Genomic DNA, 19,212 nt, shown 5'->3' on the forward strand with positions numbered 1-19,212 from the left:
GTGGAGTGTGGGCGCGCAGGTTTCCTGCGCTCCCACACTCCGGCTAGCTGCGGCGCCCGAGGCGGTGCAGCTCGCCGGCGGCGTCGGCGCGGACGGCGTCCTCGCGGACCCGGTAGTGCATCTTCTTGCCGGTCGCGTTGCGCGGCAGCGACTCCACGAGCTTGTACGCCCGCGGCCGCTTGTAGTCGGCGAGCATCGGGCTGGCCAGGCAGTGCGCGTCGGCCTCCGCGGGCGTGACGCCGGCCCCGGTCGGGACGACGTAGGCCACGACCAGCTCACCCCAGCGCTCGTCGGGCAGCCCGACGACGATCGAGTCGGCGATGCCGGGGTGGGTGTTGAGCACCTCCTCGACCTGCACCGGGTGCACGTTCTCCCCGCCGGAGATGATCATGTCGTCCTTGCGGCCGACCACGGTCACGTAGCCCTCGCCGTCCCAGGTGCCCAGGTCGCCGGAGTACAGCCAGCCGTCGCGGAACCGCGCCTCCTGCTCGGCGGCCAGGCCGACGTAGGCGTAGCCGGACTTCACCGAGCGCATGATGATCTCGCCGGTCTCGCTGCCGTCGCGGGCGGCCAGGTCGTCGGGCGCGGCCGGGCGGTCGTCGTACACCCGCACCACGCGCACGTCGTCGTCGGTGCACGCGCGGCCGGCGCTGCCGGCGTGCTCGGGCAGGTCGGCGGGGCGCAGGAAGGTGTTCCAGAAGGCCTCGGTGGTGCCGTAGCCGTTGAAGATCCGCGGCGTGAGCACGTCCTGGTAGCGCAGGCAGGCGTTCCGCTCCAGGGGTGCGCCCATGGTGACCAGGCCGCGCAGGCTGGACAGGTCGCGCGGCCGGGTCTCCTGCGCGGTGGCCAGCATCTCCAGGTTGGTCGGCGCGCCGATCAGGTACGTGAGCCGGTGCTCGGCGACCAGGTCGAGCACCCGGTCGGCGTCGAAGCTGCGCAGCGGGACGGCCGCGGCGCCGGCGTAGTGCACCGCGTTGGGACCGCCGGGGGAGATGCCGCCGCGGTGGAACCACGGCGTCATGTTCAGCGTGCGGTCCTCCGGCGTGAGCGGGAAGTGCATGATCACGTCGTGCGCCGTCATCACCTCGGCGACGCCGGGCAGCGAGACGCCCTTGGGCATGCCGGTGGTGCCCGAGGTGTAGAGCCGGGTCGTCTCGTCCCAGGCGGTCAGCTGCGGGCGCGGCGCCGGTGCCGCCCCGGTGCCCAGCAGCGCGGTGAACGCGACCGCGCCGGGCAGCTCCGGCGCCGCGGTCCGGTCGCCGTCCTCGGTCACCTCGACGACCAGCTCCGGCCGGTGGCCGGCCATCTCCAGCGCCTGCGCGGTGGCCGCGGCCAGGGACCGGTCGACCACCAGCACCCGCGGCTCGCTGTCGTCGAGCACGTGCGCGGTCTCCCCGGCGGAGAACCGGAAGTTCACCGGTGACGCGATCGCCCCGAGCCGCTGGGCGGCGAGGTACACGAGGTCGAACGCCGGCCCGTTGAACAGCTGGAACGCGATGACGTCGCGCGGGCCGACCCCGCGCGCCGCGAGCCCCGCGGCGAGGTCCTCGACGTCCGCGCCGAGCTGCGCGTACGTCCACGCCCGGCCGGTGGCCGCGTCGAGCAGGGCGAGCCGGTCGGCGTAGCGCAGCACGTTGCGCTCGAACCCGGCGAGCATCGTCATCTGCCGGTCGAAGACCCGCCGGTAGGCGGTGGGGTCGTAGACGTGGCTCACGGGTCGGTCCTCCTGCGGGCGCGGGTCAGAGGGCGGTGAGCACGGCGACGCAGTTCTGCCCGCCGAACCCGAACGCGTTGGTCATGGTGGTGTGCACCGGCATCTCGCGGGCGGCCTTCGGCACGTAGTCGAGGTCGCACTCCGGGTCCGGGGTGTCGAGGTTGATCGTCGGCGGGACGACGCCGTCCCGGATGGCCAGCGTGCAGACCATCAGCCCCAGTGCGCCGGCGGCGCCGATCAGGTGGCCGACCATCGACTTCGGGCTGCTCACCGCGAGGTCGTCGGCGGCCGCGCCGAACGCGGTGCGGATCGCCCGGGTCTCGGAGCGGTCGTTGGCCCTGGTCGAGGTGCCGTGGGCGCACAGGTAGTCGACGTCGCCGGGTGCGGTGCCGGTGCGCTCCAGCGCGGTGCTGATCGCGGCCGCGGCGTACCGGGCGTCCGGGGCGGGGGCGCTGACGTGGAAGGCGTCCGCGGTGAGCGCCCCGCCGGCGAACCGGGCCAGCGGCGTGGCACCGCGCGCCTCGGCGTGCGCCGCCGACTCGAGCACCAGCACGACCGAGCCCTCGCCGAACACGAAGCCGTCGCGGTCGGCGTCGAAGGGCCGGCTGGCGGCCTGCGGGTCGTCGTTGCGGGTGGACAGCGCGCCCATCGTGGTCAGCCCGGCGAACATGACCTCGGTGATCGCGGCGTCGGTGCCGCCGCAGACCACCACGTCGGCCTCGCCCGAGGCGATCAGCCGGCGCGCCTCGACCGCCGCGTAGACGCCGCTGGCGCAGGCCAGCGCGCTGGCGGTGACCGGACCGTGCACGCCGAGGTCGATGGCCACCTCGCAGGCGGGCATGTTGGTCAGCGAGGAGGCCACGAAGTACGGGCTCAGCCGGGTGGGCTCGGCGGACACGAGCTGGCGGGTGGCCTGCTCGACGGTGTCGAAGCCGGCGACGGCGGCGTTGATGACCACGCCCACCCGGCCCGGCGCCACCCCGTGCCCGGTGCCCTCGGTGTCGATCACCAGGCCCGCGTGCGCCACGGCCTCGCGGGCGGCCGCCACCGCGAACTGGGTGAACCGGGCGGTGCGCCGCAGCCGCTTGGTCGCCAGGACCGCCGACGGGTCGAAGCCGGTGACCTCGGCGGCGATGCGCACCGCGGAACCGCTCGCGTCGAACGCGGTGATCGGGCCGACGCCGGAGGTGCCGGACACGAGCGCCTGCCAGGTGGACTCGCGGTCCAGGCCCACCGGCGTCACCGCCCCGATGCCGGTGACGACCGTCGGGTTGCCGGGGGAGGTGCTGTCGTACGTGGCGGGCCTGCCTTCGGTCGGTCCCGTCCCCTGCCGGAACGGTTGCGCTCTGAGACGTTACTCAGCGCTCCCATCCAGCGGTACGCCTGATCCCGCAGGTCAGGACGGCGGGTCGCAGACCAGCGCCGTCGGCGCCCCGGCCACCCGGGTCACGACGACGACCGCCGACCCCTCGCCCGGACCCCGCAGCTGGCGGGCGAGCTCCTCCGGCTCGATCGCCGACCCGCGCTTCTTGACCGTCACCCGGCCGACGCCGCGGGCCCGCAGCAGCGCCTTGAGCTTCTTCAGGTTGAACGGCAGCACCTCGGTGACCGGGTAGGAGGTGACCCAGGGGGAGTCCGGCAGCGCGGCCGAGGTCAGGTAGGCGATCGTCGGGTCGACCAGGGTGGCGCCGATCCGGCCGGCGACCAGCGCGACCAGCCCGGAGCGGATCACCGCCGGGTCCGGCTCGTGCAGGAACGCCTGCACCGGTCCCGACGGCGCGGTGCCCGGGTCGGCGTCGGCGGTCAGCTCGGCCAGCACGCCGTCCGGGCCGGCCAGCGTCGCCCGCCGGAACGTGGTGCTGAGCGCGGGGCCCCACAGCAGTGCCTCGACGATCGACCCGCCCACCGACACCCACTCGGCCTCCACGCCGGCCGGCACCCGGTCGTGGTCCAGACCCGGGGCCACCTTGACCACCGGGGCGTCGACGCCGCCCAGCAGCGCGGTCACCGTCGACCACGGCGGCGACCAGCGGTCGGGGTCCATCACCCGCCGTCCGCCGGACCGCCGCGCCGGGTCCAGCGTCGCGGCCGGGGCCCCGGCGACCCGTCCGCCGTCCGCCCGGGCGACCAGGTCGACGACGTCGGCGTCGCGCACCTCGACCGCCTCGGCCAGGCCGAGCGCCGCGGCGTTCAGCGCGGTCAGCTCGCGGGCCACCGGATCGCGGTCGACGGCCACCACCCGGGCGCCGGCGAGGGCGAGGGCGAGGGTGTCGGTGCCGGCGGCGCAGCCGAGGTCCGCGGCGGCCTCCACCCCGCCGGCCAGCAGCCGCTCCGCGCGGCGGCGGGCCAGCACCGGGCGGCCCGCCTGCTCGAGGGTGTCGCCGGTGAAGAACAACCGGTCGGCGTCCGCGCCGAACGCCGGGCGGGCCTTCTCCCGCTGTCGCGCGACGCCCCAGGCCGGGCCGGCCAGCTGCACGCCGACCTCGGCCCGCAGCCGGCTCAGCGCGGCCACCGCGCCGGTGCCGGCGCGCAGCAGCTCCGCCGCGCGGGCGAGCGCCGCCGCGCCGTCGTCGGTGGCGAGGTCGCGCAGCTGGCGGACGGTCTCGGCGGCCTGTTCGCCGGGGGCTGCGCTGGGCACGCCGACAGCCTGGTGCACCCCGCGGACGCCCGGACAGGTGACCCCGCCGTGACCCGGTTGAGACGTTGGCACTCGCCTGGGTAGAGTGCCAATCGACACGGGTTGGCACCTGACCCCCGCGACGGCAGGAGCCGGCCCCCGTGCCACCAGCTCAGCACCACACCGATCCCGTCCGAGACACCGAAGGGGGCGTCACCACGTGACGACCGCTACCAAGGTCAACATCAAGCCGCTGGAGGACCGCGTCGTGGTCCAGGCCAACGAGGCCGAGACCACCACGGCCTCCGGTCTGGTCATCCCGGACACGGCCAAGGAGAAGCCCCAGGAGGGCACCGTCGTCGCCGTCGGCCCCGGCCGCGTCGACGACAACGGCAACCGGGTCCCGCTCGACGTGAACGTCGGCGACGTGGTCATCTACTCGAAGTACGGCGGCACCGAGGTGCGCTACGCGGGCGAGGACTACCTCGTGCTCTCGGCGCGCGACCTGCTCGCCGTCGTGGAGAAGTGACCCTTCCCCACCGCGCGCACTGATCCAGCTGCGCACTGGACGCAACCGCCCCGGCGACCCGAGAACACCGGGTCCCGGGGCGGTCGTCGTCCGCCCCCTTCTCTCCCCGCACTAGCGAGAGGTCTGGCACATGGCCAAGATCATCAAGTTCGACGAGGACGCCCGCCGCGCCCTCGAGCGCGGCGTCGACAAGCTCGCCGACGCCGTCAAGGTCACCCTCGGCCCGCGCGGCCGGAACGTGGTGATCGACAAGAAGTTCGGCGCCCCGACCATCACCAACGACGGCGTCACGATCGCCCGCGAGATCGACCTCGAGGACCCCTACGAGAACCTCGGGGCCCAGCTGGCGAAGAACGTCGCCACCAAGACCAACGACGTGGCCGGTGACGGCACCACCACCGCCACCGTGCTGGCCCAGGCGCTGGTCCACGAGGGCATGCGCAACGTGGCCGCCGGCGCGAACCCGATGGCGCTGGGCCGCGGCATGCGCGCTGCGGTCGACGCGGTCTCCGCCGCGCTCGACGCCGTGGCCACCCCGGTCTCCGACCGCCCGGCCATCGCCGGCGTCGCCACGGTCTCCGCGCAGGACGCCGAGGTCGGCGAGCTGATCGGCGAGGCGTTCGAGAAGGTCGGCAAGGACGGCGTCATCACGGTCGAAGAGGCCAACGGGATGACCACCGACCTGCAGGTCACCGAGGGCGTGCAGTTCGACAAGGGCTACCTGTCGCCGTACTTCGTCACCGACGCCGACGCGCAGGAGGCCGTCCTCGAGGACGCCCTGGTGCTGCTCGTCGAGGGCAAGATCAGCGCGCTGGCCGACCTGCTGCCGCTGCTGGAGAAGGTGCTGACCAACGGCGCCCGCCCGCTGCTCATCGTGGCCGAGGACGTCGAGGGCGAGGCGCTGTCGACCCTGGTCGTCAACTCCATCCGCAAGACGATCCGCGTCGTCGCGGTCAAGTCGCCGTTCTTCGGTGACCGGCGCAAGGCGTTCATGACCGACCTGGCGATCGTCACCGGCGGTCAGGTCGTCAGCTCCGACGTCGGCCTGTCGCTGGACGCCGTCGGCCTCGAGGTGCTCGGCACCGCCCGCCGCGTCGTCGTCACCAAGGACGACACCACGCTGGTCGACGGCGGCGGCACCGCCGGCACGATCGCCGACCGGGTCGCCCAGATCCGCAAGGAGATCGAGGCCACCGAATCCGACTGGGACCGCGAGAAGCTGCAGGAGCGGCTGGCCAAGCTGTCCGGCGGCATCGCGGTCATCCGGGTCGGTGCGGCCACCGAGGTGGAGATGAAGGAGCGCAAGCACCGCATCGAGGACGCCATCGCCGCCACCCGCGCCGCGGTGGAGGAGGGCGTCGTCCCCGGTGGTGGGTCCGCGCTGGTGCACGCCGCCGCGGCGGTCGACGCGCTGGAGCTGACCGGTGACGAGCTCACCGGTGCCCGCTCGGTGCGCAAGGCGCTCGACGCCCCGGCCGGCCTCATCGCGGCCAACGCCGGGTTCGAGGGGCCGGTCGTCGTCGGCCGGGTCCGCGAGCTGGGTGCCGGGCAGGGCTTCAACGCCGCCACCGGCGAGTACGGCGACCTGGCCGCGCAGGGCGTCATCGACCCGGTCAAGGTGACCAAGGCGGCGCTGACCAACGCCACCTCGATCGCCACGATGGTGCTGACCACCGACTCGGCCGTCGTCGAGGCGCCCGAGGAGGACCACGAGCACGGCGGTGGTCCCCACCCCCACGGCCACTCGCACGGCGGCCACGGCCACAGCCACTGACGGCCCGTCGGCCGGGGACCCCACGTCCCCGGCCGGCGGCCCGCACACGCCGAGAGGCCCGGTCCGACACCACGTCGGACCGGGCCTCTCGGCGTTGCGCTGGCGGGGGAGGTCGCCCGCCGGTGGGTCAGACCCCGGCAGCGATGGCGGCGGGCTCCGCGGCGATCAGCCGGGCCCGCTCCTCCTCGCTCATGCCGCCCCACACGCCGTACGGCTCGCGGACGGACAGCGCGTGCTGGAGGCAGGCGTCGATCACCGGGCACGTTCCGCAGACGGCCTTGGCAGCGGCCTGGCGGCGGGCGCGGGCCGGACCGCGCTCACCGTCGGGGTGGAAGAACAGGGACGTGCTCTCGCCACGGCATGAGCCGTGCAGCTGCCAGTCCCACACCTCAGCAACGGGGGTGGGCAGTCGGCGGATGTCGGCCATGGGACCTCCTCGGCTCGGATGCACCGGGGGGTCTGCCCGGTCACGGGTGGGACTGTCCCCGCTCCCGTGGGCGCGCAAACACGGCGATCACTTCTCGGGCTGCGGGATCGCCGCAGATGTGCTTGCCGGTGCCCGCGGTCACTCCCCGCAGCGTCCGTCCCGGCCGGAGGACACCCGGGCGTGGCCGGCGGCGGTCACCCGCCGGGGTGAGGGCCGCTGGTGTCCCACCACCCTGCGGATCAACCTGATCACGGGGAGTGCCGACCACCGGTGTGGGGGACACCCCGACCGGACCGGTCGGCGCCCCTGGAGCGGGACGTCCCCGTTCCCCGCGGGGTGTCGCCGGCCGCGTCCGGCGCAGGAGGAGCTGTCGTGATGGAAGAGCGGAAGCCCGGCGGTGCCGTGGTCTGGGTGTTCGACGAGCGTCGTCGGGTGCGGGACGACGTCGCCACCCGGCTGCTCGCGCTGCCGTTCGTGGCGCGCGTCGAGGCGGTCGGCGACCAGGCCTCGCTGACGGCCCGCCTGGCCAACCGGCTGCCCGACCTGCTGCTGATCGGCACCCAGCGGGCCACCGACAGCGGCCTGGCCGTCGCCACCTCCGTGCTGCGCGTGCACCCGGCGCTGCCGGTGCTCGTGCTCGGCGCCCCGGACGACGCCGACACGGTGCGCGCCGCGGTCGCCGCGGGAGCCCGCGGCTACCTGCGCTGGGACGCCAGCCCGCTCGAGCTCGGCCTGGGGCTCACCCGGACCGTCCGCCGTCCCGAGGCCCCGGGGCGCCCCGGTCAGCTGCCCGCGCCGCGCAGCCCGCACCAGGTGGGGGTGCCGACCGCCGCCGGCGGCCACGGGCCGGTCAACGGCGGCTGGAACGGCGCCAGCCCGCTGGCCACCGCCGCGCCGACCACAGTCCGCTCCACCGTGCCCGAGACGCCGGCGGTCACGCTGTCGATGCGCGAGATGCAGGTGCTCACCGGCATGAGCCAGGGCAAGAGCAACGCGCAGATCGGCCGCGAGCTCTACCTGTCCGAGGACACCATCAAGACCCACGCCCGCCGGCTGTTCCGCAAGCTGGGTGCCAAGGACCGCGCCGAGGCGGTGGCCACCGGCTTCCGCCGCGGCATGATGACGTGACGAGCGGGGGCCCGGAGGGTCCCCCGAGTCACGTCTCGACCCCGTCCCGCCGACGGGAGGACGGAGTCCTCCCCGAGGTGGGACACGCGACGCTCAGCGCGGGTCGGGTACGGCTCGTGGTCGCGGTGCGGCCCGGAGGGTCGCGATGTGCTCAGTCCTCGCGGGCGTGCCGGCCGCCGGTGCTGCCGTGCCGGCCGGTGGGCTCCTCCCGCTCGGCCAGCGCCGCGATGCCGTCGGCGTAGCCGCTGGCGTAGTCCCAGCTGACGTAGTCGTCCGGGTCCGGGTCGAACGGGGGTTCGTGCCGGCCGGTCTGCCCCTCGTCGAGCAGCTGGCGCAGGTTGGCCTGCATCAGCGCCCAGTCGACGTGGTGCTCCTCCTGGCAGTCGGGGCAGTCGACGACGATCCCCTTGACGCCGGTCGGCTCGAGCAGGGTCCGGAAGACCTCCAGCTCGGCCAGGTCGTCGAGCACCCCGGCGCGCTCCTCCATGGTCAGCGGAGGGTGCCCGGGCCGGTCCGCCGACCCGAACTCGGGGTCGGGGCCGAGTGCGTCGTCCCACGCGTCCACGTGTCCTCCTCGCCGGCGGCTGCCGGCAGCGTCTGCGCCTGCTCGGGTCTGTCGGGTCCCGCTGCTGGTCAGCCAGCGGATGGGCGGGCTGCGTCCGCCACCGCTCAACGGTAACGGGGGGAGGGGGTGACGCGGGCCTCCGCCTACCATGAGGGGACATCTCCTGCGCCACCGGCGGCGCATCCACACACGAGTCGAGAGGGTGTGGCACGCGTGCAGCCCGACGAGCAGCGCTCCGACCAGTACCGCCCCGAACTGCCCGCCAAGTTCGCCCCGCTGGGGCTGACCTACGACGACGTCCTGCTCATCCCGGGGCCGTCGGACGTCGTCCCCGCCGAGGTCGACACCAGCACCCGGCTGACCCGCGGCCTGCGGCTGGCGATCCCGCTCGTCTCCTCCGCCATGGACACCGTCACCGAGTCGCGGATGGCGATCGCCATGGCCCGCGCCGGTGGCATCGGCGTGCTGCACCGCAACCTGGCCGCCGAGGACCAGGCCGGCCAGGTCGACCTGGTGAAGCGGTCCGAGGCCGGCATGGTCACCAACCCGGTCACCTGCTCGCCGGACAACACCCTCGCCGAGGTCGACGCGCTGTCGGCGAAGTACCGCATCTCCGGCGCCCCGGTCGTCGACGCGACCGGCGTCCTGCTGGGCATCGTCACCAACCGCGACATGCGCTTCGAGACCGACCAGCACCGCCTCGTCCGCGACGTCATGACGCCGATGCCGCTGATCACCGCGCCGGTCGGGGTGGACGCCGACACCGCGCTGCAGCTGCTGTCCCAGCACAAGGTCGAGAAGCTGCCGCTGGTCGACGACGCCGGCCGGCTGCGCGGGCTGATCACCGTCAAGGACTTCGTCAAGCGCGACCAGTTCCCGCTGGCCACCAAGGACGCCGACGGCCGGCTCGCCGTCGCGGCCGCGGTCGGTGTCGGCGAGGACGCGTTCAAGCGCGCCGGCCTGCTGGTCGACGCGGGCGTCGACGTGGTCGTCGTCGACACCGCGCACGGCCACCAGCGGGCCGTGCTGGACATGGTCGCCCGGGTGAAGAAGGACTTCGGCGGCGAGGGCGGCGTGCAGGTGATCGGCGGCAACGTCGCCACCCGCGGCGGCGCCCAGGCGCTGATCGACGCCGGCGTGGACGCCGTCAAGGTGGGCGTGGGCCCCGGCTCGATCTGCACCACCCGCGTGGTCGCCGGCGTCGGCGTCCCGCAGCTGACCGCCGTCTACGAGGCCGGCCTCGCCGCGCGGCCGGCCGGGGTGCCGGTCATCGCCGACGGCGGGCTCCACTACTCCGGCGACATCGTCAAGGCGCTGGTCGCCGGCGCCGACACCGTGATGATCGGCAGCCTGTTCGCCGGCGTCGAGGAGGCCCCGGGCGAGCTGGTCTTCATGAACGGCAAGCAGTACAAGGCCTACCGCGGCATGGGGTCGCTCGGTGCCATGCAGAAGCGCGGCAACAAGAGCTACAGCCGCGACCGGTACTTCGCCGACGACGTGCTCAGCGACGACAAGCTGGTGCCCGAGGGCATCGAGGGCCAGGTGCCCTACCGCGGCTCGCTGGCCGGCGTCGCCCACCAGCTGGTGGGCGGGCTGCGCGCGGGCATGGGCTACGCCGGGTCGCCGACCGTGGCGCACCTGCAGGAGCACGGACAGCTGACCCGCATCACCGCGGCCGGCCTGACCGAGAGCCACCCGCACGACATCCAGATGACCGTCGAAGCCCCCAACTACGGCAGTCGGTGAGGTACTTGTCCACGATGCCGTCCTTGCGCCCTGAGACCGTCGAAGCCCCGAACTACGGGAGCCGCTGAGCCATGCCCGTGCGCGACAACGTCGAGATCGGCCTCAACCGGTTCGCCCGCCGGGGCTACGACCTCGACGACATCTCGATCGTCCCCTCCCGGCGGACCCGCGACGTCGACGACGTCTCGACCGCCTGGCAGATCGACGCCTTCCGGTTCGACATCCCGCTGGTGACCAGTCCCAGCGACGCGGTGATCAGCCCGGCGACGGCGATCGCCGTCGGCCAGGCCGGCGGGCTGGGCGTGCTCAACGGCGAGGGCCTCTGGACCCGCTACGAGGACCCCACCGAGGTGCTCCGCCGGCTGCGCGAGGCCTCCGGTCCGGACGCCGGGCCGCCGACCTCGCTGCTGCAGGAGGTCTACGGCCGGCCGGTGCAGCCGGACCTGCTCGCCGCCCGGGTCAAGGAGATCAGCGCGGCCGGCGTGACGACGGCGGTCCGCATCTCGCCGCAGCACACCCTGCAGCTGGCGCCCGCGGTGCTCGCCGCCGGCGTCGACCTGCTGGTCATCCAGGGCACGATCGTCTCCGCGGAGCACGTGACCACCCAGGGCGGCGCGCTGAACCTCAAGGAGTTCATCGCCGACCTCGACGTCCCGGTGATCGTCGGTGGCGCCGCTGACTACCAGACCGCGCTGCACCTGATGCGCACCGGCGCGGCCGGCGTGATCGTCGGCGTGGGGGCGGACAGCTTCTCCACGACCGACACGATCATGGGCATCCGGGTGCCGCTGGCCAGCGCCATCGCCGACGCCGCAGCGGCCCGCCGCGACTACCTCGACGAGACCGGCGGCCGGTACGTGCACGTCATCGCCAACGGCCGGATCGAGACCAGCGGCGCGATCGCCCGGGCGCTGGCCTGCGGTGCGGACGCCGTCCAGCTCGGCGAGCCGCTGCGGATCGCCACCGACGTCCCCGGGGGCGGCGTGTGGTGGGACTCGGTCGCCGCGCACCCGCACCTGCCGCGCGGTGGCGCGTCCGCGGTGCTGCCGCCGGCCGGCACGCTCGAGCAGGTGCTGCTCGGCCCGGCCGCGGTCGCCGACGGCCGCACCAACCTGTTCGGCGCGCTGCGCCGGACGATGGCCAAGACCGGCTACCGCGACCTCAAGGAGTTCCAGCGGGTCGACCTGGTCCTCGGCGGTCAGGGCGCATGAGCAGCGTCTCCGAGATGGACTTCCCGACCGTCCTGGTCGTCGACTTCGGCGCGCAGTACGCCCAGCTGATCGCCCGGCGGGTCCGCGAGGCCGGCGTCTACTCCGAGATCGTGCCCTCGACGACGCCCGTCGCCGAGGTGCTGGCCCGCAAGCCCGCGGCGATCGTGCTCTCCGGCGGGCCGTCCAGCGTCTACGCCGAGGACGCCCCGCAGGTCGACCCGACGCTGTTCGAGTCCGGCGTGCCCGCCTTCGGCATCTGCTACGGCTTCCAGGCCATGGCGCAGAGCCTCGGCGGCACGGTGGCGCACACCGGCGACCGCGAGTACGGCGGCACCCCGCTGACCGTGACCACCGAGTCGCGGATGTTCGGCCGGCTGCCTCACCAGCAGTCGGTCTGGATGAGCCACGGGGACGCCGTCAGCGCTGCCCCGCCCGGGTTCACCGTCACCGCGACGTCCACCGGCGCGCCGGTCGCGGCGTTCGAGGACGTCGACCGGCGGCTGGCCGGGGTGCAGTTCCACCCCGAGGTGAAGCACACCGCGCACGGGCAGACGGTGCTCGAGCACTTCCTGTTCGACATCGCCGGGCTCGAGCCGACCTGGACGATGAGCAACGTCGTCGACGAGCAGGTCGCGCTGATCCGCGAGCAGATCGGCGACCGGCGGGCGATCTGCGGGCTGTCCGGCGGGGTCGACTCCGCGGTGGCCGCGGCGCTGGTGCAGCGGGCCATCGGCGACCGGCTCACCTGCGTCTACGTCGACCACGGCCTGATGCGCGAGGGCGAGACCGAGCAGATCGAGCGCGACTTCGTCGCCGTCACCGGCGCGGACCTGCGGGTGGTCGACGCCAGCGAGCAGTTCCTCACCGCGCTGGCCGGGGTCAGCGACCCGGAGCAGAAGCGGAAGATCATCGGCCGCGAGTTCATCCGGGTGTTCGAGCAGGCCGCCACCGACGTCGTCGCCGACGCCCAGGCGCACGGCGAGACCGTCGACTTCCTGGTGCAGGGCACGCTCTACCCGGACGTCGTGGAGTCCGGCGGCGGCACCGGCACGGCGAACATCAAGAGCCACCACAACGTCGGCGGGCTGCCCGAGGACCTGACGTTCACGCTGGTCGAGCCGCTGCGCACGCTGTTCAAGGACGAGGTGCGCGAGGTCGGCCGGCAGCTGGGCCTGCCCGACCGGCTGGTGCAGCGCCAGCCCTTCCCCGGCCCGGGCCTGGGCATCCGGATCGTCGGCGAGGTCACCCGGGAGCGGCTGGACCTGCTGCGGCAGGCCGACGCGATCGTCCGCGAGGAGCTCACCGCAGCGAAGCTGGACACCGAGATCTGGCAGTGCCCGGTGGTGCTGCTGGCCGACGTCCGCTCGGTCGGCGTCCAGGGCGACGGGCGCACCTACGGCCACCCGGTCGTGCTCCGGCCGGTCTCCAGCGAGGACGCGATGACCGCGGACTGGACCCGGCTGCCCTACGACGTGCTGGCGAGGATCTCCACCCGGATCACCAACGAGGTGGCCGAGGTCAACCGCGTGGTGCTGGACGTGACCAGCAAGCCGCCGGGCACCATCGAGTGGGAGTGACGACGAGGGCCCTGGAGCGATCGCTCCAGGGCCCTCGTCGTCCCACCACCTCCCGGGCGCGACCTCGTGCCGGGGTCAGCTCCGGCGGTCGCGGCTGCGCCGCAGCTCGGTGACCAGCAGGGCCGCGCCGCCGCCGAGCAGCACCAGCCACAGCAGCCCGCCGCCCCAGAGCCAGTCGGCGCCGAGGTCGACGCCGGCCAGCACCAGCACCGCGAAGAGGCTGAACAGGACGCCGATGACCAGGCTCACCCGGTCCAGGCGCCGCGGCGCTTCCTGCGGCTGGAGGTCGTCGGGGGTGGTGATCGGCTCCGGCCAGGCCTGCTCCTGCCAGGCGGTCGGGGTGGTCGGGAACTCGCTGTAGTCAGCCACGGGACACCTCCACGTCTCCCACACCCGCGTGCACGGTGATCTCGATGTCGGCGGTGCCGTCCCCGCTCCAGGGGGTGGCCCCGTTGCCCGCGAAGTACCCGCTGTCGCGGTCGGAGTCGAACAGGTCGACGTCGCCGATGCCGGAGTCGGTCCGGACCCGGACGTCGGCGTCCGGCGGCACGACGACGTCGACGTCGCCGATGCCGGCGTCGATCCGGGTGACCACCGGCTCGGTGCGGCCGGCCAGGTCGATGCCGCCCATGTCCAGGGTGAGGTCGCCGACCCCGCCGTGGTACGCCGGCTCGACGTCCGCCGCGGTCATCGGCACGTACCGGCGGTCCCCGACGCCGCCGTCGCCGCCCACGTGCACCCGGGTCGACGCCGCGGCGGCCAGCGCCAGGACGACGCCGAGCCCGATCAGCCCGCCCTTGGCCGCCCGGCCGGCGCCGGTGACAGCCGCGACGGCCAGCCCGATGCCGACGACCAGCAGCGCGGTGGCGAAGAAGCCGCGGGCGCCGAACTCCCAGTCGGTCAGCTGCACGACGAGCACCGCGGCCCCGGCGACCAGCAGCAGCACGGCCAGCGTGATGCCCGGGACCGGCGAGCGCGGACCGGCCGGCCGGGCCGGGGCGCGGCCCGCGGCGCCGACGGCCGGGTCCGCGGTGGCCCGCGGCATCAGCAGCCACAGCAGGACGTAGACGAGGATGCCGCTGCCACCGGCGAGGGTGAGCGCGATCGCGCCGACCCGCCAGAGCAGGGCGTCGACACCGGTGTACTCGGCGAGGCCGCCGCAGACGCCGCTGAGCACCTTGTCGGTGCGGCTGCGGCGCAGCGACGGGCGCGGCGGCGGACCGGGCGGGGGAGTCGAGAAGGCCCAGCCCCCGGGGGGCTCGGGTGCCGGCGGGGCCGGAGGGGGAGGGGGCGTCGAGGTCATGCACCGAGCCTGCCGCCGCCGGGGGCCCAGGAACATCGGGGAACCACCTGACCCGACCCTGATCCGTCCGGCTCCCCGCACCTCCGGGTGGTCACCGGTGCCCGGACGGCCCGGTGGGTGACACGATCGAGAGGTGACCAGCACCCTGCCCGCTCCGGCGCCCGCTCCGGCGCCCGCGCCGCGGCCGCCGCTGCTGCGCCCGCGCAGCGGCCGGCTGCTGGCCGGTGTCGCGGCGGGCACCGCGGCGCACCTGCGGCTGGAGCCGTGGCTGGTGCGGATCGCGTTCGTGCTGCTGGCGATGACCGGCATCGGCGTCGTCGCCTACGCTCTGCTGTGGCTGACCATGGCGGCCGGCGAGCCGGGCGACCACGGCCGCCCCGGGCTGTCCGGGACGCCGGGGCGCCGGCAGCTGCTGGGCCTGGGCGCGCTGATCGTCGTCGCCGTCGGGCTGGTCTCCCAGCTGGCCAGCTGGGGCGGCAACGACGTCGTCGTGCCCATCCTGCTGGCCGGTGCCGGGCTCGCGGTCATCTGGCGGCAGCTGGACACCGAGGGCGATCTCGCCCGCTCGACCCGATGGGTGCTCGCCGGTGGCCTGCTGCTCGCGGTGGCCGGCGTCGTCCTGCTGCTGGCCAGCACCGGGCAGCTCGCCAACGCCCGCAACGGCTTCGTGGCCACCCTGGTGATCCTGGTCGGGATCGCGCTGACCACGGCTCCGCTGTGGCGGCGGCTGCTCGACCAGCGGGCGGAGGAGCGGGCCGCCCGGATCCGCTCGGAGGAGCGGGCGGCGGTCGCCGCGCACCTGCACGACTCGGTGCTGCAGACCCTCGCCCTCATCCAGCGGCACGCCGACTCACCCGCCGTGGTCGGCCGGCTGGCCCGCAGCCAGGAGCGCGAGCTGCGCACCTGGCTGTACGAGCCCACCGTCGCCGAGGGCGGCACCTGGGCGGGGCTGGTCTCCCGGCTGGTCGCCGACGTGGAGGCCGACCACGAGGTCACCGTCGAGCCGGTGGTGGTCGGCGACCTGCCGGTCGACGACGCGGTCGCGGCGCTGGGCAAGGCCACCCGCGAGGCGGTCGTCAACGCGGCCAAGCACGCCGGGGTCGGCACCGTCTCGCTCTACAGCGAGGTCACCCCCGACCGGGTGGAGGTGTTCGTCCGCGACCGCGGCAACGGGTTCGACCCGGCCGCGGTGCCCGCCGACCGGCGCGGGCTGAAGGACTCGGTGGTCGGGCGCCTGACCCGCACCGGTGGGACGGCGACGGTGCGATCCGCGCCGGGAGAGGGGACCGAGGTGGAGCTGTGCCTGCCGCGCACGAGCCGGGCGGAGCTGTCCGCATGACCCCGCCGAGGGTCTGGCTCGTCGACGACCACGCGATGGTCCGGTCGGGGGTGCGCAGCGAGCTGGGCGGTTCGGTCGACGTGGTCGGCGAGTCCGGCGACGTCCCCGGGGCGATCGAGGGCATCCGGGCGGCCGCCCCGGACGTCGTGCTGCTCGACGTCCACCTGCCCGGTGGCGGCGGGCTGGCTGTCCTGGAGGCGCTGCGCAGCGAGCTGCCGGACACCCGGTGGCTGGCGCTGTCGGTGTCCGACGCCGCCGAGGACGTCATCGCGGTCATCCGGGCCGGCGCGCGCGGCTACGTCACCAAGACCATCTCCGGCCCCGACCTGCGCGACGCCGTCCAGCGGGTGGCCGACGGCGACGTCGTGTTCAGCCCCCGGCTGGCCGGCTTCGTGCTCGACGCGTTCGCGGCCACGACGCCGGCACCGGCCACCGCGGACCCGGCCACCGACCCGGGCCTGGACCTGCTCTCGGCCCGGGAGCGCGAGGTCATGCAGCTGCTGGCCCGCGGTTACACGTACCGGGAGATCGGCGGCCGGCTCTTCATCTCGGTGAAGACCGTGGAGTCGCACGCGTCGAACGTGCTGCGCAAGCTCCAGCTGTCCAACCGCAACGAGCTCACCCGCTGGGCGGCGACGAACCGGCTGCTCTGACCCCGGCCGCCAGCGCGGCGACGTGCGCCCGGGCCTGCTCGACCAGCTCGGGCCAGTCCAGCGCGGGGGAGAGCAGCACCCAGCCGCCCATCCGCCGCCCGGCCATCGGCTCGAACGGCTCGGCGTCGCCGGTGGCGAGCAGGGCCTGCGCCCGGTCCGGCGGCAGCTTGGCGACCAGCTGGTCGTGCCACCAGATCGCGAAGACCTTCCGCCCGGTGCGCAGGCAGCGCGAGCCGAACATGCTCGACCGGGACACCGGTCCGCCCTCGAACCGGTCGACCAGGTCGTCCCACCGCTCCTCGGTCACGCCGGCAGGCTCCCAGGCCGGCGCGCCCGGCGGAACCCGGTCCGGACGCGCGGACCGGGTCAGCCGGTGTAGACGACCTGGAAGGCCTCGGCGAGCCGGCCCTCGGCCAGCCCGTGCGCCTGGGCGGTCTGCCGCATCCAGCCGCCGACGAACTCGCGCAGCTGGCCCTCGGGCAGGTGGCTGACCTGCGTGACGTGCGACTCGAGCGCGGCCCACTTCTGCTCGACGACGTCGGTGACGTCGACGGCGTGGTCGCTGCGCGGGCCGCCGCCCAGCCACACCTCGGACACCGTCCACGCGTCCAGCCCCTCGTCGGCGAGCAGCTCGGGGAAGGCGAACGGGTTGCGGGCGTCGGGGTAGACCGCCCGCAGCGTCGCCTCGCCGGCCGTCATGTGGTCGGGGTGGCTGGCGCCGATCCGCTCGTAGAACCGCTCGGGGGAGCTGGTCAGCACCCGCTGGGGCCGCACCTGGCGGATCACCCGGCTGATGTCGCGGCGCAGGTCGAGGGTCAGCTCGAGCCGGCCGTCGGGGTAGCCGAGGAACCGCACGTCGGTGACGCCGACCTGCTTCGCCGCCGCGGTCTGCTCGGCCCGCCGGAGCGGGGCCATCTGGTCGCGGGGCGTCTCGTCGAAGCCACCGGCGTCGCCGTCGGTGACGATCAGGTAGGTCACCTCGGTGCCGGCCGCCGTCCAGGTGGCGACCGTGCCCGAGCTGCCGAAGTCGACGTCGTCGGGGTGGGCGAGGACGCACAGGGCGCGCTCGACGTGCTCGGCGGGGTGCTGGGGCAGCGGCATCACGGGCGGCAGCCTAAGTCGGCCGGGCTCCGGGCGCCGAGAGCTGGGTCAGCTTGTCGGGGTTGAGGACGGCGAGCACCTGGCTGACCCGACCGCCGACCAGCCCCAGCGCGAAGGCGAACACCGGTGTCCCGGCGGCGTCCCGGACCACCGCGCCGGGCATGCCGCCGACGTCGGCCAGCTCGGTGTCCAGGCCGGTCGTGGCCCCCTGGCCCACCGCGACCAGGAAGCGGGCCACCTTGTCCGCGCCGGTGATCGGCCGCAGCGCCGCCCGCGCGCGGCCGCCGCCGTCGCTGACCAGTGTCACGCCGGGGGCCAGCACCACGAGCAACGCGTCGAGGTCGCCGCTGCCGCAGGCGGCGAGGAAGCGCTCGGTCACCTCGCGGGCCGCCCGGCGGTCGGTGTCGAAGCGCGGGCGCCGGGCCTCCACGTGCGAGCGGGCGCGGTGGGCCAGCTGCCGGACGGCGGACTCGGACCGGTCCAGCACCGCCGCCACCTCCGCGTGCGACAGGCCGAACACCTCCCGCAGCACGAACACCGCCCGCTCGGCCGGTGACAGCGTCTCCAGCACCACCAGCAGCGCGAGGGACACCGCCTCGGCGACCTCGGCCGTCTCCTCCGGGTCCGGCCCGGGCGCCGCGGCGGTCAGCAGCGGCTCGGGCAACCAGGGTCCCACGTAGCTCTCCCGCCGGGCCCGCGCCGTCCGCAGCCGGTTCAGCGCCAGCCGGGACGTCGTCCGCACCAGGTAGGCGCGGGGGTCGGCGACACCGGAGCGGTCGGCGGCCGACCAGCGCAGCCAGGCGTCCTACACGGTGTCCTCGGCGTCGGCTGCGCTGCCCAGCAGCTGGTAGGCCACCGTGAACAGCAGCCCGCGGTGCGCGGCGAAGGAGTCGGCCGGGGTGGTCACCGGGCGGGCACCTCGCACCGGTCGCGGAACCCCTGGCTGGGCAGACCGAGGGCGTCGTTGAACCGGGCCCGCTGGTTCTCCACGGCCACCACCATGGTCAGCTCCACCAGCGCGGCGTCGTCCAGGTCGCGGCGCAGCCCGGCGACCTGCTCGTCGGTCACGAGTGGCGGTGTCGCGCTCATCGCCTCGGCGTAGGCCAGCACCCGGCGCTCCAGGTCGGTGTAGGCGTCGCTGCCCGCCCACCGTGGCACGTCGCGGAGCTTCGCGGGGTCGACCCCCTGCCGGGTGCTCTCCCACCAGCCGAAGTCCTGGCACCACGCGCAGCCCACCGCGGACGCCGCGGCCAGCTGGGCGAGCGCCTTGAGGGTGGGGTCCAGCCGGTCCCAGCGGGCGATCCCCATCTCGTGGCGCATGGTGCCGCGCAGCACCCCCGGGTGGTGGCCCATCGCCGCGGCGGGTGCGGCGACCGTGCCCCAGCTGCGGCGGGTCCACCACTCGGTGAGGCGGTAGAACGGGGTGCGCGGCGGGTCGAGCGGGATGCGGGCGGTCATGGCTGCCTCCGGGTCCGGGTGGGTGTCGGTCATGCAGACACCGCCCGGACGCCGGACGTGACACCGGGGA

The 19,212-nt window shown here is 74.8% G+C and carries 18 protein-coding genes and 1 pseudogene; 8 read left to right on the plus strand and 11 right to left on the minus strand.

Annotated elements, in window-relative coordinates; translation table 11 throughout:
- Positions 1-43 precede the first annotated feature (43 nt).
- The 3 genes and pseudogenes from AB0J00_RS03515 to AB0J00_RS03525 all read right to left on the minus strand — a co-directional run bounded on the left by AB0J00_RS03515 (position 44) and on the right by AB0J00_RS03525 (position 4,352).
- Entirely contained in the window at positions 44-1,714 is a 1,671-nt protein-coding gene (locus AB0J00_RS03515) for an AMP-binding protein (protein WP_357740232.1), read from the minus strand.
- Between the two features lie 25 nt (positions 1,715-1,739).
- A pseudogene (locus AB0J00_RS03520) lies at positions 1,740-2,972 on the minus strand (beta-ketoacyl-ACP synthase II); the annotation flags it as partial.
- Between the two features lie 138 nt (positions 2,973-3,110).
- Complete coding sequence (locus tag AB0J00_RS03525) at positions 3,111-4,352, minus strand: class I SAM-dependent methyltransferase (protein ID WP_357740235.1); 1,242 nt, start codon at positions 4,350-4,352, stop codon at positions 3,111-3,113.
- A gap of 199 nt (positions 4,353-4,551) precedes the next feature.
- Between AB0J00_RS03525 and groES the strand changes: the two genes are divergently transcribed.
- Together groES and groL are read left to right on the plus strand one after the other, a co-directional pair.
- Positions 4,552-4,860, plus strand: a complete 309-nt coding sequence (gene groES / locus AB0J00_RS03530) for a co-chaperone GroES (RefSeq protein WP_357740238.1) — start codon at positions 4,552-4,554, stop codon at positions 4,858-4,860.
- A gap of 130 nt (positions 4,861-4,990) precedes the next feature.
- A complete protein-coding gene (groL, locus tag AB0J00_RS03535; RefSeq protein ID WP_357740240.1) occupies positions 4,991-6,634 on the plus strand; it encodes a chaperonin GroEL in 1,644 nt (547 codons plus the stop codon).
- A gap of 127 nt (positions 6,635-6,761) precedes the next feature.
- Here the strand turns inward: groL and AB0J00_RS03540 are convergent, their stop codons facing one another.
- Positions 6,762-7,061, minus strand: coding sequence for a WhiB family transcriptional regulator (locus tag AB0J00_RS03540; RefSeq protein ID WP_357740243.1), 300 nt, complete (start codon positions 7,059-7,061; stop codon positions 6,762-6,764).
- Positions 7,062-7,436: 375 nt separating this feature from the next.
- Here AB0J00_RS03540 and AB0J00_RS03545 point away from each other — a divergent pair, with 375 nt between their 5' ends.
- On the plus strand, positions 7,437-8,189 hold the full coding sequence (locus AB0J00_RS03545) for a response regulator transcription factor (protein ID WP_357740245.1): 753 nt from the start codon (positions 7,437-7,439) through the stop codon (positions 8,187-8,189).
- Positions 8,190-8,340: 151 nt separating this feature from the next.
- On the opposite strand, the gene AB0J00_RS03550 is transcribed toward AB0J00_RS03545, so the two are convergent.
- On the minus strand, positions 8,341-8,754 hold the full coding sequence (locus tag AB0J00_RS03550) for a DUF5319 family protein (protein ID WP_357740248.1): 414 nt from the start codon (positions 8,752-8,754) through the stop codon (positions 8,341-8,343).
- Between the two features lie 255 nt (positions 8,755-9,009).
- On the opposite strand from AB0J00_RS03550, the gene guaB reads away from it, so the two are divergent.
- The 3 genes from guaB to guaA all read left to right on the plus strand — a co-directional run bounded on the left by guaB (position 9,010) and on the right by guaA (position 13,288).
- Positions 9,010-10,500: an IMP dehydrogenase gene (guaB, locus tag AB0J00_RS03555; RefSeq protein WP_357741328.1), complete on the plus strand. Its 1,491-nt coding sequence runs from the start codon at positions 9,010-9,012 to the stop codon at positions 10,498-10,500.
- Between the two features lie 71 nt (positions 10,501-10,571).
- Positions 10,572-11,711 (plus strand): GuaB3 family IMP dehydrogenase-related protein, encoded by a 1,140-nt coding sequence (locus AB0J00_RS03560; RefSeq protein WP_357740251.1) that lies wholly within the window; start codon positions 10,572-10,574, stop codon positions 11,709-11,711.
- Positions 11,712-11,725: 14 nt separating this feature from the next.
- Entirely contained in the window at positions 11,726-13,288 is a 1,563-nt protein-coding gene (guaA, locus tag AB0J00_RS03565) for a glutamine-hydrolyzing GMP synthase (protein WP_357741330.1), read from the plus strand.
- A gap of 75 nt (positions 13,289-13,363) precedes the next feature.
- Here guaA and AB0J00_RS03570 read toward each other — a convergent pair whose 3' ends face one another.
- Together AB0J00_RS03570 and AB0J00_RS03575 are read right to left on the minus strand one after the other, a co-directional pair.
- On the minus strand, positions 13,364-13,657 hold the full coding sequence (locus AB0J00_RS03570; protein WP_357740254.1) for a hypothetical protein: 294 nt from the start codon (positions 13,655-13,657) through the stop codon (positions 13,364-13,366).
- Positions 13,650-14,591: a PspC domain-containing protein gene (locus AB0J00_RS03575; RefSeq protein WP_357740257.1), complete on the minus strand. Its 942-nt coding sequence runs from the start codon at positions 14,589-14,591 to the stop codon at positions 13,650-13,652. Before AB0J00_RS03575 ends, AB0J00_RS03570 begins: the two co-directional genes overlap by 8 nt.
- 133 nt (positions 14,592-14,724) lie before the next feature.
- On the opposite strand from AB0J00_RS03575, the gene AB0J00_RS03580 reads away from it, so the two are divergent.
- Together AB0J00_RS03580 and AB0J00_RS03585 are read left to right on the plus strand one after the other, a co-directional pair.
- Positions 14,725-15,930 carry a PspC domain-containing protein gene (locus AB0J00_RS03580; RefSeq protein ID WP_357740260.1) on the plus strand — a complete coding sequence of 402 codons (1,206 nt, stop codon included), beginning with the start codon at positions 14,725-14,727 and terminating at the stop codon, positions 15,928-15,930.
- Positions 15,927-16,583, plus strand: a complete 657-nt coding sequence (locus AB0J00_RS03585; protein WP_357740263.1) for a response regulator transcription factor — start codon at positions 15,927-15,929, stop codon at positions 16,581-16,583. The genes AB0J00_RS03580 and AB0J00_RS03585 overlap by 4 nt, the downstream gene beginning before the upstream one ends.
- Here the strand turns inward: AB0J00_RS03585 and AB0J00_RS03590 are convergent.
- The 4 genes from AB0J00_RS03590 to AB0J00_RS03605 all read right to left on the minus strand — a co-directional run bounded on the left by AB0J00_RS03590 (position 16,549) and on the right by AB0J00_RS03605 (position 19,175).
- Positions 16,549-16,890, minus strand: coding sequence for a TfoX/Sxy family protein (locus AB0J00_RS03590; protein ID WP_357740266.1), 342 nt, complete (start codon positions 16,888-16,890; stop codon positions 16,549-16,551). The genes AB0J00_RS03585 and AB0J00_RS03590 overlap by 35 nt on opposite strands.
- A gap of 59 nt (positions 16,891-16,949) precedes the next feature.
- On the minus strand, positions 16,950-17,684 hold the full coding sequence (locus AB0J00_RS03595; protein ID WP_357741333.1) for a PIG-L deacetylase family protein: 735 nt from the start codon (positions 17,682-17,684) through the stop codon (positions 16,950-16,952).
- Between the two features lie 13 nt (positions 17,685-17,697).
- Complete coding sequence (locus AB0J00_RS03600; RefSeq protein ID WP_357741336.1) at positions 17,698-18,480, minus strand: sigma-70 family RNA polymerase sigma factor; 783 nt, start codon at positions 18,478-18,480, stop codon at positions 17,698-17,700.
- A gap of 107 nt (positions 18,481-18,587) precedes the next feature.
- The gene (locus AB0J00_RS03605) at positions 18,588-19,175 is read right to left on the minus strand and encodes a carboxymuconolactone decarboxylase family protein (RefSeq protein ID WP_357740268.1); all 588 of its coding nucleotides are present in this window, start codon (positions 19,173-19,175) and stop codon (positions 18,588-18,590) included.
- Between the last annotated feature and the right edge of the window lie 37 nt (positions 19,176-19,212).

Source organism: Modestobacter sp. NPDC049651 (assembly GCF_040659695.1).
GTDB lineage: Bacteria > Actinomycetota > Actinomycetes > Mycobacteriales > Geodermatophilaceae > Modestobacter.

Excerpts from the sequence above, each read along its gene's own strand:
- groL (WP_357740240.1), top strand. The coding sequence starts at position 4,991 with ATGGCCAAGATCATCAAGTTCGACGAGGACGCCCGCCGCGCCCTCGAG.
- AB0J00_RS03540 (WP_357740243.1), bottom strand. The coding sequence starts at position 7,061 with ATGGCCGACATCCGCCGACTGCCCACCCCCGTTGCTGAGGTGTGGGAC.
- AB0J00_RS03545 (WP_357740245.1), top strand. The coding sequence starts at position 7,437 with ATGGAAGAGCGGAAGCCCGGCGGTGCCGTGGTCTGGGTGTTCGACGAG.
- AB0J00_RS03560 (WP_357740251.1), top strand. The coding sequence starts at position 10,572 with ATGCCCGTGCGCGACAACGTCGAGATCGGCCTCAACCGGTTCGCCCGC.
- guaA (WP_357741330.1), top strand. The coding sequence starts at position 11,726 with ATGGACTTCCCGACCGTCCTGGTCGTCGACTTCGGCGCGCAGTACGCC.
- AB0J00_RS03575 (WP_357740257.1), bottom strand. The coding sequence starts at position 14,591 with ATGACCTCGACGCCCCCTCCCCCTCCGGCCCCGCCGGCACCCGAGCCC.
- AB0J00_RS03585 (WP_357740263.1), top strand. The coding sequence starts at position 15,927 with ATGACCCCGCCGAGGGTCTGGCTCGTCGACGACCACGCGATGGTCCGG.
- AB0J00_RS03595 (WP_357741333.1), bottom strand. The coding sequence starts at position 17,684 with ATGCCGCTGCCCCAGCACCCCGCCGAGCACGTCGAGCGCGCCCTGTGC.
- AB0J00_RS03605 (WP_357740268.1), bottom strand. The coding sequence starts at position 19,175 with ATGACCGACACCCACCCGGACCCGGAGGCAGCCATGACCGCCCGCATC.